Here is a 14,932-nt window from a genome sequence, read left to right as displayed (position 1 = left end):
CCCGATCCATCTTACAGGAGGCAACAGAGGCAAGGGAGGTACAATGCAGGAGCCGCTCCTCTGTTGCCGCCCTTATCTCCTGTGAAACCTGCCTTGGAAATTCGCGGCTCCCGATCTCAAACATTTCACAGGAGCTCGCCGAGCCCGCAGAGAATCCGATCCCGCGAACTTTACCCCCTAAACTCTATCACCCTAAACCCGGCGCATCAGCGCCCGCGCCGCGCTCTCCTGTTCAACGCCGCCTTGTTCTCGTGCCTCTTAGTGCCTCTTCGTGGCCAACCTGCCGTGGAAGAACTCCGCCCAATCGGCCTTACAGGAGGTAACAAAGGCAAGGGAGGTACAATGCAGGAGCTCCTCTGTTGCCTCCCTTATCTCCTGTGAGACGGCCTTGGAAATCCGCGGCTCCCGATCCCAAACCATCAACAGGAGCCCGCAGAGGATCCGATCCAGAGAACCTTAGCCCCTGAAACTTTATAACCTCAACCCCGGCGCCCTTGGCGCCGCGCCCTCCTGTTCAACCCTGACTGGGTCGCGGTCTTGTTCTCGTGCCTTTTGGTGCCTCTTCGTGGCCAACCATGCCTTGGCACAACCCTGCGCCGACATGCCCCGCGGGTAGCATCGGCGTTGCCTGGGTTGCCAAGCGCGCGGGGGCGCGCTCTGGTGGGCGGCGCCGCCGCACGTGGCGGCACGGATCCATGATCAACCGCGACCAGATCGTGTATCACCGAGGCGGGCTGGTGTTCGGCCTGCGTGGCACCGACATGGTCCATGTGCAGGACGTCGCCAACGGCCTCGCATGCGGCTGCGTCTGTGAGGAGTGCCACGCACCACTTGTCGCCCGCAACCGCGGCCTCGTCCGCATGCCGCACTTCGCCCACGCCTCGGGACAGGCGTGTCACAACACCGGCGAGCCGGGCCTGGTTCGCTCGGCGGCGGCGATCCTCAACGAGGTGCGGCAACTCCTGGTGCCCGGGTGGGGAACGCATGGCGGCAGGCGCCGGGCGCGGGCGGTGCGGATCGACTCGGCCAGCGCGGTGATCGAGCGCGGGCAGCGGCCCGAGGTGCTCGTCATCGCGCGCGAACGCCGGCTGCGGCTGTTCATCCGGCCAAGCGAGCGCACGCCCGCCGACCTGCTTGAGCCCGTGCGCGAGGCCGGCGTATCGGCCATGCAATTGGCGGTGCCGACCGATCCCGACGACGTCATCACGGCGGGGCGGCTCGCGGACGCGCTCGTGTCCGACGACTACGCGCGCTGGTGGCTGTTTAACGCGCGCCGCGAAACACCTGCGCCGGCGCGGCCGCCCGTGCCGGCGTTCGGGGCGACGCCATCCCTGCCGCCTCCGGAGCCGAAGACGGTGTTGGCGGACGACGGACCCGATGACGCCGAAGGTTCCGACGACGACCCCGCGGCTGGTGTCGGGCCCAGGCCTGACGCCGCCCAAACGGTGGTGCTCGGCGTGGCGGAGCCTCCGGCATCAGACGAAGGTGCTCACCCGGCGAAGGCCTTCACGCGCGAACCGGGTCCGCGGTTCTGCTGGCGCTGCGCGGGCATCCGCGACTTCGAGCGCCGGGCCGACGCGCTGGTGTGCAGCGTCTGCGGCATCGAGTTTCTCGGATACTGAGGCAGCGGGGCGGAGCCTGATCTGGGCGGCACGGGGACGCGGTGCAAAGATCATACACCCAATCCGTCTTACAGGAGGCAACAGAGGCAAGGGAGGTTTAGTACAGGAGCCGCCTGTAAAACCTGCCTTGTTTTCGCGCTTCTTCGTGCCTCTTAGTGGCCAACCCTGCCTTGGCGGAATTCCGTCCTATCCTGCCTTCATCCGATTCATCTGAGGTAAATAGATCATCTGTATTTAACCTCAGATTACTCAGATTTCGTGGATATGGCTGAGTGGTGGTGGCCACAAAAAGGCACCAAGAGGCACAAAGATGATACACGCAATCGTCCTCACAGGAGGTAACCGAGGCAAGGGAGGTATAATACAGGAGCCGAACCTCTGTTGCCTCCATTATATCCTGTAAAACCTGCTTGGAATTTGGTGGCCCGATCCTTCAAGCCATCAATAGGAGCTCGCAGAGGCCGCAGAGGGTTCGATCACGAGAACCCGAACCTTAGCACCTGAAACTTTATGACCTCAAACCCGGCGCCCTTGGCGCCGCGTCATCCTGTTCAAACCTGCCTTGTTTTGGTGCTTTTTCGTGCCTCTTCGTGGCCAATCCTGCCTTGTTACAACTCCGTCGTATCCTGCCTTTATCCGAGTCATCTGTGGTGAATATATAGATATCGGCTTTTAACCTCAGATATCACCGATTCGGCAGGATGCGTATAGCCACGAAAAGGCACGAAGAGGCACAAAGATGATACACCATCCGTCTTACAGGAGGCAATAAAGGCAACGGAGGGTTAATACAGGAGCCGTTCCTCTGTTCCCTCCCTTATCTCCTGTGAGGCTGCCTTGGAGTTTGGTGGTTCGAATGCTCCAATCATCAACAGGAGCTCGCAGAGGCCGCAGAGGGTTCTATCAGGAGCCCAATCCGACCCCGGCTCGAACCTCTGCGATCTCTGCTGCCTCCTGTAGAAAACGCCTGGGTGTATTTTATCGTGTCTTTTGGTGCCTCTTTGTGGCCAACCCCTGCCTTGAATCTGTATATAGTAAAGGAAAACCCCGGTCCGCGCGGGCGACGCGCGGAGCCGGGGGTGGAGGTGGGAGACAGGGAGGGTGCGGGTTACTGCGGGAGTACGACGGTATCGATCACGTGGATCACGCCGTTGCTCGCGGCGACGTCGGTGCCGATCACGCGGGCGTCGTTCACGCGGATGCCGTCAGCACCGACCGTGAGCGCCAGCTCCTGGCCGTTGACCGTCTTCGCGCGGGAGGTCTTCACGTCGGCGGCCATGACTTTGCCCGGGATGACGTGATAGGTCAGGATCGCGACGAGCTTATCCTTGTTCTCGGGCTTGAGCAGCGACTCGACCGTGCCTGCCGGCAGCTTCGCGAAGGCTTCGTCGGTCGGCGCGAACACGGTGAACGGGCCCTTGCCCTGGAGGGTTTCAACCAGCCCGGCGGCCTTCACGGCCGCGACCAGCGTGTTGAAGCTGCCGGCGCTGGAGGCGACGGCGACGATGTCCCTGGCCGACGTGGCCGAGGCGTAGGAAGCGCTGCCGGCGATGACCGACGTCGCGAGGGCGGAAGCAAGGGCAAGGGTGAGGAGGGATTTCATGGTGGGAACGATGGAGGTTAGTGGAGATGGAGGCCGACCGTGGGGCCGACCTGTTTGCTATCAACGTAGACACCGTGTCTAAGATAGGGCGCGCTGTCAAGGGATTGTCTAAGATTTGTCGGTTATGTCCCTTACCGGTTGTTAAAGAGCAATCTAGATGTGGACAAATCCCAATGTGAGGCCCTTATCCAAAAACTCTGGTTGCCAATCGGATCGAACTGTCTAAGCGGTGTCTAACATGAGCGCCGAGTTTCAGCATCCGATCCAAGTGGTGGTTCGCCGCACGGGCCTGAGTGCCCATGTGATCCGGATCTGGGAGAAGCGGTATGGCGCGGTCGAGCCGGGCCGCACGGCCACGAACCGCCGGCTCTACAGCGATGAACAGATCGAGCGGCTGGTGCTGTTGCGCGATCTGACGCGGGCGGGCCAGAGCATCGGTTTTGTGGCGAAGCAGCCGACCGAGAAGCTGCGCGAGCTGGCAACCGCAGCGGGCGCGGCCGGAGGGGCTTCTGTCGCCGCGGCGTCAGGTGCGACCGCGGCGTTGGCGGGCGGCGGCGGCGCGGCGCGATCGGTGGCTGTGCCGACGGCGGGCGCGACCCCGGCGGAGTTGCTCGAGGACTGCCTGGCGGCGGTGCGCGCGCTCGACGCCCATGCGCTCGAGCAGGGGCTCACGCGGGCGGAGACGGCGCTGGGCGCGCAGGGCATGCTGCGGCGGGTGGTCGCGCCGTTGGCGCAGGCGATCGGGGAGGAATGGCGCGCGGGCGGGATCACGGTCGCGCACGAACATTTCGCGAGCGCGGTGCTGCGCACGTACCTGGCGCAGGCGGCGCGCGGGTTTGCGGCGGGCGGCAGCGAGCCGGTGCTTCTGGTGGCGACGCCCGCGGGGCAGTTGCACGAACTCGGCGCGCTGCTGGTTGCGGCCGTGGCGGCGAACCTGGGTTGGAACGTGACGTATCTGGGTGCCAGTCTGCCGGCGCCGGAGATCGCGGGAGCGGCGCGGCAGAACCGCACGCGTGCCGTGGCGCTCAGCCTAGTGTATCCGGCGGACGACCCGCGGCTGGAGCCGGAGCTGAGCCGGCTGCGCGATCTGCTGCCGCCGGAGGTGCGGATCATCGTGGGCGGCCAGGCGGCGCCGGCGTATCGCCCTGTGCTCGATCGGATCGGCGCGCTGCACGTGGCCGACCTCGCGCAGTTTGCGTCGACGCTGGATCAACTTCGCCTGCCGACGCCGGCGGCGGGCGCGACGCCGCTGGGCGCGCCCGCGAGCTGAGGCAACGCTGAGGCGTCCTTTCGGGCGCGGGGGAACGACCGTCTCACGACCAGCCCCGCGGTGTCAGCGGCGTCGGATCGCGGTCGGCGGCTGACCGCACGCGTTCACGGCATGGCTAGTTCAAGGATCAGCGTTTGCCGCGCTTCCTGCAGATCACGCAGGTCGAGCGCGCGCGCCCGCACCGTCAGCATGTCGCGGCGCGCGTGAAACGCGTAATACATGGTCGGCAGCGACCGTCGGGCGCCGGGTGTGTAGATCATCTCGTGCAGCGCCTTCTGGGTGTCGCGATAAGCAAGCCACGAACGCTGCGAGCGAACCAGGAGCGCCCGGTCCTCGGCGTTGAGCCGGCCTGCCAGCGTCTGCGCCGCGGCCTCCATCTCCCGTTCCCAACGCTCCTCGAACTGGCGGTAGAGTTCGGCGAGCGCGGTGTCGGGCCCGCGTCCCTCGATCTCGACGGCAAACGCCCGGTCCAGCGGGCCGGGTTTGATGGGATCAGTGGCGAGCTCAGGCGCCAGCAGCGGCGCGGGCGGCTCGGGGGCCAGCAGCGCCGCCCCGCCGACTCCGGCGAGCACGCCGGCAACGAACATGATCCACGGCGCCCAGCGGCGGAACCCGGTTGCAGAAGGTTGCATGCCTCCTTTGAGGCCCCGGCGGGCGCGTCTCTGACAACCGGTTAGGCGACCTTCTCCTGCGATTCAGACGGCGCGGCTCACCGCGGCGTTCCTGCCGAGACCGCCTGCTCCGGCTTGATGATCCCGGCCCAGCCGCCGCCTTCCGCCAGTTGGAGCCGCAGGCGCGTCTGGTTCGTGACCCGTTGCGTCGATCGCACGAAGTCCTCGGCGTAGCGGTCGGCATTCACCCCGTCGGCCCATTGCGTCAGCACGAACGGTCCGGCGGGCAGGAAGGAGAGGTCGACCTCAAGCTCGCGCCGATTCCAGTCGGTGATGGCCCCGACAAACCACGTGTCGCCGCTCCGGCGCGCCAAGACGACGTAGTCGCCCAGGCGCGCATCGAGCACGCGGGTTTCGTCCCACACGGTCGGCACGGCGCCCAAGAAGGACATCGTTTCCGGCTCGCGACGGTACTGCGTGGGCGAATCGGCGAGCATCTGCAGCGGGCTTTCAAACACGACGTACAGCCCGAGCTGGTGGCACCGCGTGCCCTGGCTCATCGGCCGGTCAAAGGCCGGCGCGAACTCCTTGCGCGCGGCGTTGCGCATCGCCCCCGGGGTGTAGTCCATCGGACCGACAAACATCCGCGTGAACGGGAGGGTCACATCGTGCTCGGGATCGGTGTAGCTGCTCCACTTGCACCACTCGAGGCCGCGAACGCCCTCGGTGGAGATCAAGTTTGGCCAGGTGCGGGTCATCGACGCCGGACGCACCGCGCCATGGAAATCCACCAGCAGGTGACGCTGGGCCGCCTCGCGACAGACTTCGTGGTAGAACCGGATCAGCGCCTGATCGTCCCGCTGCATGAAGTCCACCTTCAGCCCGCGCACGCCCCACCGGCTGAACTGGTCGAGCGCCGGCTGGAGCTGGTCGGCCAGTGTTTTCCACACCACCCAGAGGATGATCCCGACGCCTTTCTGTTTTCCGTAGGCGACCAGTTCCTCGACGTTCATCTCGGGCACGACGGCGAGCACGTTGCCCAGCCGGTACCAGCCTTCGTCGAGGATGATGTAGTCGAGGTGATTCTCGGCGGCGAAATCAATGTACTCCTTGTAGGTGCGCGTGTTGATGCCGGCCTTGAAATCGACGTGCGCCAGGTTGTTCGCGTTCCACCAGTCCCAGGCGACCTTGCCCGGTTTGATCCACGCGGTGTCCGTCACGCGCGACGGTGACGCGAGCAGGTAAACCAGCGGATTCACCAGCATGTCGCCGTCGCGCTGGGCCACCCCGAGCACGCGCCACGGATAGGTGCGCGTGCCAGGGGTGACGGCGATATAGTCGGCCGACTGGGTGACGCGAAGGTCGCGATCGCCCTCCAGCCGCTCCTGCAGCGCCACGGGCGGAAACGTCGCGGCGAGGCCGGCGCGACCGGTGCCCCGCAGCCACAGCCCGGGGTAGTCCTCCACGTCGGCGTCGGTGATCATGATCTTCACACCGCGGGCGGCCACGACCGCGGGGATGCTCGCCAGGTTGTGCCGCGTGAGGTCGGCCATGGCCCGCGGTTGGAACAGCCGCTCGTTGTGGGAGTAGAAGCTCGCCTCTTCGGGAAAGTACACCGGGGCGTCGGCGGCAAAATTGAACGCCGCCTCCTCGGCGAGGACCTTGATCTCGCGCTGCGGCAGGGTTGTTTCCCAGCGGTAGGCCACCCCTTCGTTGTAGGCGCGGAACACGACGCACGCGGAGGCGTGCACCGGCACGCGCAGCTCGTTGTAACGCTCCGGCAGCACGGCGGCCTTCTGCCGGACCGGCGGGTTGACCGTGCCGGCGAAGCTCCGGCGCGCCACGGCCCCGACGGTCGGCTGCACGCCGAACGTCACGCCTTCCAGCTGCAGCGAAAGCGTCGCGCGCTGCAGCACGGGCACGTGGTTGACGATCACGTCGTACCGCAGCCGATCGGTGGCGTGGAGCTGTACCTCGATCTGTCCATCCGGAGACTCCAGGCTCAAGGGCGGCGGTTCCGATGCGGCGAAGACGGGAGCAGCGAGCAACAGGGCGCAAAGCCCGGCGATGCGGGAGATTCGCTTCATGGGGCAAAGGGGGTTGCGAGGGGGCAGGGCGCCCGCGCCGGTCAGTCGTTGGCGGCGCCCCGTGCACGCCCGGATTTACTGTTGCCGCGCCTTCGGCTGCTTGCGGTCGCCGAAATCCTCGGCGCCCTGCTGCGGCGGACCGCCGATATTCGGCGCATTCCGGGTGGGGATGAAGGCCCGGAGCTGCTCCATCCGGGCCCGCTGCGCGGGATCGGTTGCGAGGTTCTTCCATTCGTTCACGTCCGCATGCTCGTCGTAGAGCTCCTCGTCGCCGTTGGCGTAACGGATGTAGCGCCAGCCGTCGTTGCGCACGGCGTGGTTGTTGTACTGGTACGTGATGAGGGCGGGGGTGTCCCAGGCCGCGTGCGGATCGGCGAGGAGCGGCTTCACGCTGCGCCCCTCGAGGTGGGCGGGCGTGGGAATGCCGCAAAGATCGGTGAGGGTGGGATAGAGGGACATCAGGTCGACGGGGCGATCGCACACGCTGCCCGGCTTGGTCAGGCCCGGCACGAGCCAGATCAACGGTGTGCGCGTGGCCTCCTCCCACAGGGCGAATTTCCGCCAATGGTGCTTCTCGCCCAGGTGCCAGCCGTGGTCGCCCCACAGGCACACGATGGTGTTGGCGGCATAGGGCGACTTCTCCAGCGCCTCGAGCAGCCGGCCGATGTTCATGTCGGTGTACGCAGTTGCGGCCAGGTAACCGCGCACGGCCTCCTTCCAGCGGCCTGACTTCTGCACGCGCGCATGATCGCCCTCGGGCTGCGCCATCCGCACGCCCGCCGGCGGGATGTCGTCGAGGTCCGACTCGAGGTACGGTGGCAGTTCGATCTCATCCAGGGGGAACAGGTCGTAATACTTCCGCGGCACGTTCCACGGCATGTGCGGCTTGTGCAGGCCGATCGCCAGGAAGAAGGGTTTGTCGTGGGGCTTCTTCAGCTCCTCGATGCCGTAGTCCGTGATGTGGTAATCGTTCAGCTCGTCGTCGCGGCAGTCCAGCGGGGCGAACCTGATTCCGCCGATGCCCGTGCTCACGCCGGGCGGCACCGCGGGCAGGCCGCCTTCCTTCTCGAGGTAATCATCCCACTCACTCCGGCGCGGGTAGTACTCGTGATAGATCTTGCCCGCGCCGCACACGTAATAGCCCGCCCGGCGCAGCGTCGTTGTCAGCATCTTGTCCTCCGAGATGACCCGCCGCCAGTCGTTGTTGTTTTCGTACACCCCGCTCGTGTTGGGCCGGAGGCCGGACATCAGCGCGGCGCGCGACGGGTTGCAGCTCGGCGAGGCGCAATACGCGCGGGTGAAGACCGTGCCCTGGCGCGCCAGCCGGTCGATGTTGGGCGTCTTGGCCTGGCGATTGTGGCCGAGATAGCCGGTCCAGTCGCGCAGATCGTCCACCGAGATGAACAGAATGTTCGGGCGCGCGGCGGCTGCGGCCGGCGGGGTCGGCGGGATGGCGGCCGGGGCGGTGGCGGGGGCGGCGAGCGCAAACGGCGCCGGGAGGGCCAGCAGGAGGAAGCTGCGACGAAGAACGTGGGCGAGGCGCATGGTGAATCAGGAAAGGGGGGTGGAGTCGGCCGGTGTTGGCGTCGGCGTGACCGTGGGGGTGCGGTATTCGCGTTCGATGGACTTGATGAGCCACAGGGCGGGGATCGTAGCTCCGGCGCAGAGGGAAGTGCCGAGCCAGGGAGAACCGAGCAGCATCGCGCCGAAGCCGAACAACAGCGCCCCCGCGACCACCAGGCCGGCGACGTAGCGCACGAGATCGCGGGCGAACCGGTCCTGGATCGTGACGTCGGGGCAGCGACGGGCGACCGGCCCCCACCAGCCGTAGGGGCGCACGCGCCGGTAGAAGGCCTCGAGCGTGGCGAACGGTTCGGGCCGGGTCAGCGCCATGACGACGAGCCAGAGCGCGGTGGTCGTCACCAGCGTGGCGATGAAGGTGAGCCCGTACGTGTCGTCGGCGGTGTGCGCGCCGAGCGCCGCGCCCGCGCGCTGGATCCAGACCCCGCCGGGCCCGGAGGTGAAGAGCAACGTGACCGGGAGCGCGAGGACCTGAGCCGCCAGATCGGCCCATCCGTTCACGCGCCACCAGAACCAGCGGAGGAGCATCACGAGCCCGCTCGCGCCCACGATCGTGATCGCGATCTGCAGCAGCCGCAGGATCTGGTCCGACGCCAGGGCGATCCAGGTGCCGACGATCGCGGTCACCAGCATGGTGGCGCGGATCGCCCACACGTAATGGCGCTCGGAGGCGTCCTTCACCACGAACGGCCGGTAGAAATCGTTCACGAAGACGACCCCGGCGTTGTGCAGCGCATTGCCGACGCAGCTCATGAACGCGACCAGGAAGCCGGCGAACATCAGCCCGCGCCAGCCGGCCGGCATGTAGGTCTTGATCAGGTGCGGGTAGGCCAGCTCGCTCGGCAGCGAGACATCGGCGAGGAGCACGAGCGAGGCGAGCCCGCAGACATACCAGGGCCAGGCGCGCACAAAGTAGTGCGTGACCATGCGCCACAGGCCCGAGAAGACGGCCTGGCGCTCATCCTTGATGGCGAGGAAGCGCTGGTTGAGCCCGTTGTCGCCCGCCACGCTGGCGAGCGGCTGGATGAGGAAGAAGACCAGCAGGGAGATGCCGGTCTGCGGCGCGATCGAGAGCAGCCGGGCCCGGCCCTCCGCGGCGAACGCCTCGCGCAGTCCGGAACCATAGCCGACCTCGCGCAGCACGAAAAACATCAGCACGTACGAGCAGAGAATCACGATCAGGAACTCGACCAGGTCGCCGGCCACCACGCCCCGCAGCCCCGAGGTCACAGAGTAGCTGAGGGCAAGAGCGAGCGCGCCGGTGACGATCAGCAGCTCGGGCGAAACCTGCATCCCGAACAGCGGCACCGGCTGCTGCAGGTCGAGCAGGACCCGGCAGATCTTGATCATCGCCAGCAGGCCGAGCGCGAGGCTGATGGTGCTGCCGAGCAGCGTGGCAAAGACCATCGACCAAATGCGTCCGAGCTGCCCGCCGCGCCCGTGATATCGGATGTGGTAGAACTCGACGACGGTGTTCACGCCGGTGCGGCGCCAGAGCCGCGAGAACACCAGCGAGTGCCAAACGACCGCGAGCACCTGCGACCAGTAGAACCAGGCGCCGCCCAGGCCCTCGCGCCGGATTTTCGCGCTCTGATGGAGGGGACTGTCGCAACTGGTTGCGCCCGCCACCATGGCCGCGCCGCCGAGCCACCACGGCAGGGTGCGGCCTCCCAGGATGAACTCCGAGGAGTTGCGGCCTGCCCGCCGGGCCGAAAAGAAGCCTGCAACCAGCAGCAGCATGACGGCCGCGCCGATGACGACGTAATCGATGGAAACCATGGGCTCGCAGCGTTCGGAAATGGCGTCGGCCGGTTACGGGCTCGGCGGAAAACGGCGATTCTTGCCCTCGAAACGTTCGTACGTCTCCCACACCTCCGGGTCGCGGCCGAGGCGTGAGTCGCCGGTGCGCTTCATTTCGGCCAGCAGCTCAGCTCGCAACTGTTCCAATACGGCGGCGTGCTGCGGATCGCCGGCCAGGTTGTGCAAGCATCCCGGGTCGGCGGTGATGTCGTACAATTCCTCGAGCGGGCGTTTGTCGACGGCGAGGTGCAGGTAGCGTTGCAGGGTCGCATCGACGCCCTCGGCCCGCAGCGACTCCAACGTCGGTCCGGGGTCGATGTCGTGATACGAGCCGCCCATTTTGCCCAGCTCGCCGTTGTCGTTGTACTCCTGCGGATCGCCGGCCGGCCACCAATCGGGATGGAGGTTCCGGAGATAGAGATAGTGCTCGGTGCGCACGGCGCGTTGGGGGTAGCCGTGATTCTCGAATCGCGAGGAGGAGTGGCGTTCGCGCGAGGCGAACGCATGGCGTTGCGGCGCCGGGCCGTTGCGCGCCAGCCACGGCAGCCAGCTCGTGCCGACCGGCGTGTTGCCGGCGGCCGGGGCGACGCCCGCGGCGTCGAGCACCGTGGCCGTCAGGTCGACGAACGGCATGACGGCGTCCTCCTGCCGGCCTTGCACGAATCGCGCGGGCCAGCTGATCGCCAGGGGCACGTGAATGCCGTACTCGTAGGCGTTGGCCTTGGCGCGTGGGAAAGGCATGCCGTTGTCCGACGTCACGATCACGAGGGTGTTCTCCAATTCCCCCCTTTCCTCCAGCAGGCGCAGCATCTTCGCGAGCTGCGCATCGAACCACTCGACCTCGGCGAGGTAGTCCGCGATGTCCGACCGCACCGCGGGGGTGTCGGGGAGAAAGGGCGGCACCGGAATCTCCGCCAGGTTCTTGCCGGCGCGCACGCCGGAGCCCGGATCGTATTTACGGTGCGGCTCCTGCGCACCGTACCAGAAGCAGAAAGGCTGGTCCTTCGGCCGCGCGGACAGAAACGCCGCAAAATTGGCGGCATAGTCGATTTCGCTGATCGCATCGGACGGACGCTGCGCGACCTTCCGCTGCTGGAACTCCGGTCCCGCCGGGTTGTGCGTCCGCCCGCTGGCCTTCCAGCTCCCGGGGCCCCAGCCCTTGCCCGTCATGCCGACGAAGTAGCCGTGCTGGGCCAGCGTGTCGGGAAAGGTCTCGAATTTCCGCGGGAAGGAACTGGCGTGGGTGCCGGCCTGCTCGAGCATCCACGGGTGCATCCCGGTCAGGAGCGCCGCGCGCGACGGCGAACAGCCCGGCGACGGGCAGATCGCGTTGCGAAACAAGGTGCCCCGGGATGCGACGCGATCGAAGGCGGGCGTCTGCACCTGTTTGCAGCCGTAGGCCGAGGCATGGGGCCAGCTTTGGTCGTCGCTAATCGCAATGAGGACGTTGGGCCGGGCGCCGGGAGGCGCCGCCAGGGCGCGCGCCAGGGTGAAAGCGAACAGCAGCGCCAGCGCGGGCAGGATATGCCGCCGGCGCGGCAGGGAGGGGAAGCAACGAATCATGGGGTGGTGGGAGAAAGTGACGTAGCCGGCGGGAACTCGATTACGATGTTACGCAGTGGCAACGGCCCGATGTTGGTGAGCGCCTCGTGGATCGCCGGCTCGGTGATGAATTTCACGGTGCCGGGAACCTGGGCATACACCTGCCCGCTGGTTGCCCGCAGCTCGGTGGCATTGATCACCACGACGAGCCGCGTGGCATGGGTGTGGGCGGGTCGGGAATCGCCCGGCAGGAGCTGCTCCTCGTAGACGAAGAAGTCTGGCGCGGTGGACCGCAGTACGTTCTTCACCGGGGCAATCGGATGCGGTGCCGCCCGGCCGGGGGGGTGACTGGAGGGGATCCGCACGTCGAGATACGCCGCGCGCGCCGGTGCCTGCCATCGCTGGCCAGGAGTGATGAGCACGACGTCGCCGCGCCGCAGCGCGCGTTTCGCCCCGTTGAGTTCCGCGTCGAAATCCGACTCGGCGATGATTACGTGCCGGTCGCGCGACGGAAATGCAACGGCCCCTCCGCGGCGCACTTCGACCCAGGCATTGGTCGGCAGCGCGGCCCCGCTGGGCGGCGTGAGCTCGCGCGACAGATCGGCGTTTGCCCACCGCGCGACAAAGCCCACCCCGAGACCCGCGAGGATGACGGTGGCGCACAGCAACGTGCGCTTCCACCGGCCCGAAGCGGGCGCCGCGGGTGTCGCCGTCATCGCCACTGCAGGATCAGGGTTCGCGGACCGCCGCAGGGCAGCGCGATCTCCAGCCGGCCCGCGGCTCCGTGCTGCCAGGAGACCGGCCTGCCGTCGCAGAACACCGCGGCGGGTTCCTGCGCGCTCCAGCCCAGGAAGCGTCCGCCCTCACGCAGTTGCACGCGCACTTCGGTGGCGCCGCGCCATTCGCGCCGCACGATCGCGCCGGTGCTGTTCAATTTGTCGGCGAGGCCGAGGGCGGCGAAGGCGTTTTCCACCGGGGCCAGCGAGACGAGCTCCCATTCACCTTCGGCGAGGGCGACCGGAATCGAGTCGGCGGAATCGATCCGGCAGACGCGGTTCGCGCGGTGCACGAAGGCCGCGCACGGGCCCGCTGCGAGGGTGGGCACGTCGGCAATGCCGACGGTTCCGGTGATCGGCGGCCGCGTTCCCGATGCGTGATATTGCGCGTTGAAGACCCCGACGACGCCGCAGTCCCGGTTCGTGTTGAAGACCTTCAACAGGACGGGCTCGCGCGTGGGATCGGCAAACAGGCAGTCGGGTGAGGGACGGGCAATGGAGTCGGGGCGGAGCACACTCCCATCGGAAAGCACCAGCTTGCGCAGCAGCTCAAAATCGTGCGCTCCGGGCTTGTCGGAAACATAGATGGGACCGCCGGCGACGGCGCGGGCCGCGGCGTGGTAGGCGCCCGCCGGATGCCCGGACTGAAACATGTCCCAATCGGGCAGGACGAACTCCCCGAACCAGAGCGCCACCTGGGCGTTCGTGAACAGGTGGTGGCCGTGCGCGTCCGGCCGCTGCGGCCAGAAATCGTCCGAGGTCCGCATCAGCACGCTGTGGCGCATCAGGTATACACCCTCCGAGGTCACCGACATGCAGTTGATGAGCCGCCCGTCGAAATGCGTGTGCACCGAGCGCTCGAGCCCTTCGCGGTAGGCGCGCGCCAGCACGACGCGTCCGCCCTGGCCGGTCGATACCGCTTCCAGCGTCGCCTGGTTGTCGACCTTCACGCCGTCGACGCCCTGCGCGGCGATTGACCGATGGTAGTCGTCGAAGAACCGGCCGATCTCGCTGGCCGCCGGCACGCCGGCGGTCGCGCCCCACGGCGCGACATCCCAGTCGTGCTTGGTGCGGGGCACGCCGGCCGGGAAGGACCGCGTCACATCCCGCGTGCCGTAACCCGGCAGCGCGGCGTCCGCCACGCCGCCCCAGTATCCCAGCAGCGCGTGCCAGACCAGCAGGCGTTTGATGCCGAAGCGTGTCTTGGTCGCGTTGACCAGGGCCGCCAGCCCCTCGGGAAAACGGTCGTTGCTGGCGAACCCCGACAATCGTTCGGCCCCCTCCGGCGGCTTTGCCACGGTCTGCCAGCCATCATCCAGGAGGAGAAAGCGCGGTTGCACGCCGCCGGCCGCAAAGGAGGCGAGCCCGGCAAGCACCTTTTCACTGGAGACGTCCTGGTAGAACGCGTCCCAGGTGCACCAGCCGAAGTCGTCGATGAAGTCGGGCAGCGGCTTCTCCAGGCGCAGCCGGCCGGCGCCGAGCCGGTGGGTGACGGCGCGCGCCGCCGCGGCGGTGAGCGCGTACGGGTCGCGTCCCATGGCAATGAATACGGCGGTGCCGTGGTCGACCGGCACCGCCTCGTCGCCGGTGTCGGCCACCAGGCGCAGGCCGGTTTCGTCTCCGGCGAGCGAATACCGCGTCGTCGGGCCGAGCAGTGGCACCACAAGCACGAAACGCTGGGGGCCGACCTGGGCGAGCACCCAGAGCGTCTCCCGTTGCACTTGGCTCGTCGCGGTGCCGACGACGGGTGCGACCCAGAACGGGGCGTTGCGCGCTCCACTGGTGAAGCGCTGCAGGCCGACGAGTTGCCCAAGCGGGCACTCCAGCGTGGCCCGCGGCGCCGGCCAGGTGACCTGAAGGAAGACGCCGACCCCGAGCGGGTCGGGCTCGACGGCAAACGTTGGCGGCACCTGGGCCAGGACCCGGGTGTGCTCCAGCTGGAGAATCCCGCCGTCGAGCGTCCCCAAGGGGACATCGACTTGAGCCGAGGGCGGGGGGACGTTGGAAAGCTCGAGCATACGCGAAAAGAGTGGTGAGGGC

At 67.4% G+C, this 14,932-nt stretch carries 10 protein-coding genes; 2 read left to right on the top strand and 8 right to left on the bottom strand.

The window, feature by feature from the left end:
- The first annotated feature begins 695 nt into the window (after positions 1 to 695).
- Positions 696 to 1,622 (top strand): hypothetical protein, encoded by a 927-nt coding sequence (locus tag DB354_RS04535; protein WP_107834247.1) that lies wholly within the window; start codon positions 696 to 698, stop codon positions 1,620 to 1,622.
- Positions 1,623 to 2,730: 1,108 nt separating this feature from the next.
- On the opposite strand, the gene DB354_RS04530 is transcribed toward DB354_RS04535, so the two are convergent.
- Entirely contained in the window at positions 2,731 to 3,225 is a 495-nt protein-coding gene (locus tag DB354_RS04530) for a fasciclin domain-containing protein (protein ID WP_107834246.1), read from the bottom strand.
- Between the two features lie 238 nt (positions 3,226 to 3,463).
- Between DB354_RS04530 and DB354_RS04525 the strand changes: the two genes are divergently transcribed.
- Positions 3,464 to 4,495, top strand: a complete 1,032-nt coding sequence (locus DB354_RS04525; RefSeq protein ID WP_107834245.1) for a MerR family transcriptional regulator — start codon at positions 3,464 to 3,466, stop codon at positions 4,493 to 4,495.
- A gap of 104 nt (positions 4,496 to 4,599) precedes the next feature.
- On the opposite strand, the gene DB354_RS04520 is transcribed toward DB354_RS04525, so the two are convergent.
- From DB354_RS04520 to DB354_RS04490, 7 genes are all read right to left on the bottom strand, one after another.
- A complete protein-coding gene (locus DB354_RS04520) occupies positions 4,600 to 5,127 on the bottom strand; it encodes a lysozyme inhibitor LprI family protein (RefSeq protein ID WP_107834244.1) in 528 nt (175 codons plus the stop codon).
- A 77-nt stretch (positions 5,128 to 5,204) separates the two neighbouring features.
- Positions 5,205 to 7,193, bottom strand: a complete 1,989-nt coding sequence (locus DB354_RS04515; RefSeq protein WP_107834243.1) for a glycoside hydrolase family 97 protein — start codon at positions 7,191 to 7,193, stop codon at positions 5,205 to 5,207.
- A gap of 75 nt (positions 7,194 to 7,268) precedes the next feature.
- Complete coding sequence (locus DB354_RS04510) at positions 7,269 to 8,738, bottom strand: sulfatase (protein WP_107834242.1); 1,470 nt, start codon at positions 8,736 to 8,738, stop codon at positions 7,269 to 7,271.
- 6 nt (positions 8,739 to 8,744) lie between these two features.
- Positions 8,745 to 10,553, bottom strand: coding sequence for a hypothetical protein (locus tag DB354_RS04505; protein WP_107834241.1), 1,809 nt, complete (start codon positions 10,551 to 10,553; stop codon positions 8,745 to 8,747).
- A gap of 33 nt (positions 10,554 to 10,586) precedes the next feature.
- Positions 10,587 to 12,137 carry a sulfatase gene (locus tag DB354_RS04500; RefSeq protein WP_107834240.1) on the bottom strand — a complete coding sequence of 517 codons (1,551 nt, stop codon included), beginning with the start codon at positions 12,135 to 12,137 and terminating at the stop codon, positions 10,587 to 10,589.
- Positions 12,134 to 12,832 (bottom strand): hypothetical protein, encoded by a 699-nt coding sequence (locus DB354_RS04495; RefSeq protein WP_107834239.1) that lies wholly within the window; start codon positions 12,830 to 12,832, stop codon positions 12,134 to 12,136. The genes DB354_RS04500 and DB354_RS04495 overlap by 4 nt, the downstream gene beginning before the upstream one ends.
- Positions 12,829 to 14,910 carry a Sip1-related alpha-galactosidase gene (locus tag DB354_RS04490; RefSeq protein ID WP_107834238.1) on the bottom strand — a complete coding sequence of 694 codons (2,082 nt, stop codon included), beginning with the start codon at positions 14,908 to 14,910 and terminating at the stop codon, positions 12,829 to 12,831. The genes DB354_RS04495 and DB354_RS04490 overlap by 4 nt, the downstream gene beginning before the upstream one ends.
- Between the last annotated feature and the right edge of the window lie 22 nt (positions 14,911 to 14,932).

Source organism: Opitutus sp. ER46, assembly GCF_003054705.1.
Classification (GTDB): domain Bacteria; phylum Verrucomicrobiota; class Verrucomicrobiia; order Opitutales; family Opitutaceae; genus ER46.
Note: the sequence above shows the minus strand (reverse complement) of the source record. Positions and strands in the feature narration are given on the sequence as shown.

Coding starts and splice junctions, on each gene's coding strand:
- DB354_RS04535 (WP_107834247.1), top strand. CDS start 696: ATGATCAACCGCGACCAGATCGTGTATCACCGAGGCGGGCTGGTGTTC.
- DB354_RS04530 (WP_107834246.1), bottom strand. CDS start 3,225: ATGAAATCCCTCCTCACCCTTGCCCTTGCTTCCGCCCTCGCGACGTCG.
- DB354_RS04525 (WP_107834245.1), top strand. CDS start 3,464: ATGAGCGCCGAGTTTCAGCATCCGATCCAAGTGGTGGTTCGCCGCACG.
- DB354_RS04520 (WP_107834244.1), bottom strand. CDS start 5,127: ATGCAACCTTCTGCAACCGGGTTCCGCCGCTGGGCGCCGTGGATCATG.
- DB354_RS04515 (WP_107834243.1), bottom strand. CDS start 7,193: ATGAAGCGAATCTCCCGCATCGCCGGGCTTTGCGCCCTGTTGCTCGCT.
- DB354_RS04510 (WP_107834242.1), bottom strand. CDS start 8,738: ATGCGCCTCGCCCACGTTCTTCGTCGCAGCTTCCTCCTGCTGGCCCTC.
- DB354_RS04505 (WP_107834241.1), bottom strand. CDS start 10,553: ATGGTTTCCATCGATTACGTCGTCATCGGCGCGGCCGTCATGCTGCTG.
- DB354_RS04500 (WP_107834240.1), bottom strand. CDS start 12,137: ATGATTCGTTGCTTCCCCTCCCTGCCGCGCCGGCGGCATATCCTGCCC.
- DB354_RS04495 (WP_107834239.1), bottom strand. CDS start 12,832: ATGACGGCGACACCCGCGGCGCCCGCTTCGGGCCGGTGGAAGCGCACG.
- DB354_RS04490 (WP_107834238.1), bottom strand. CDS start 14,910: ATGCTCGAGCTTTCCAACGTCCCCCCGCCCTCGGCTCAAGTCGATGTC.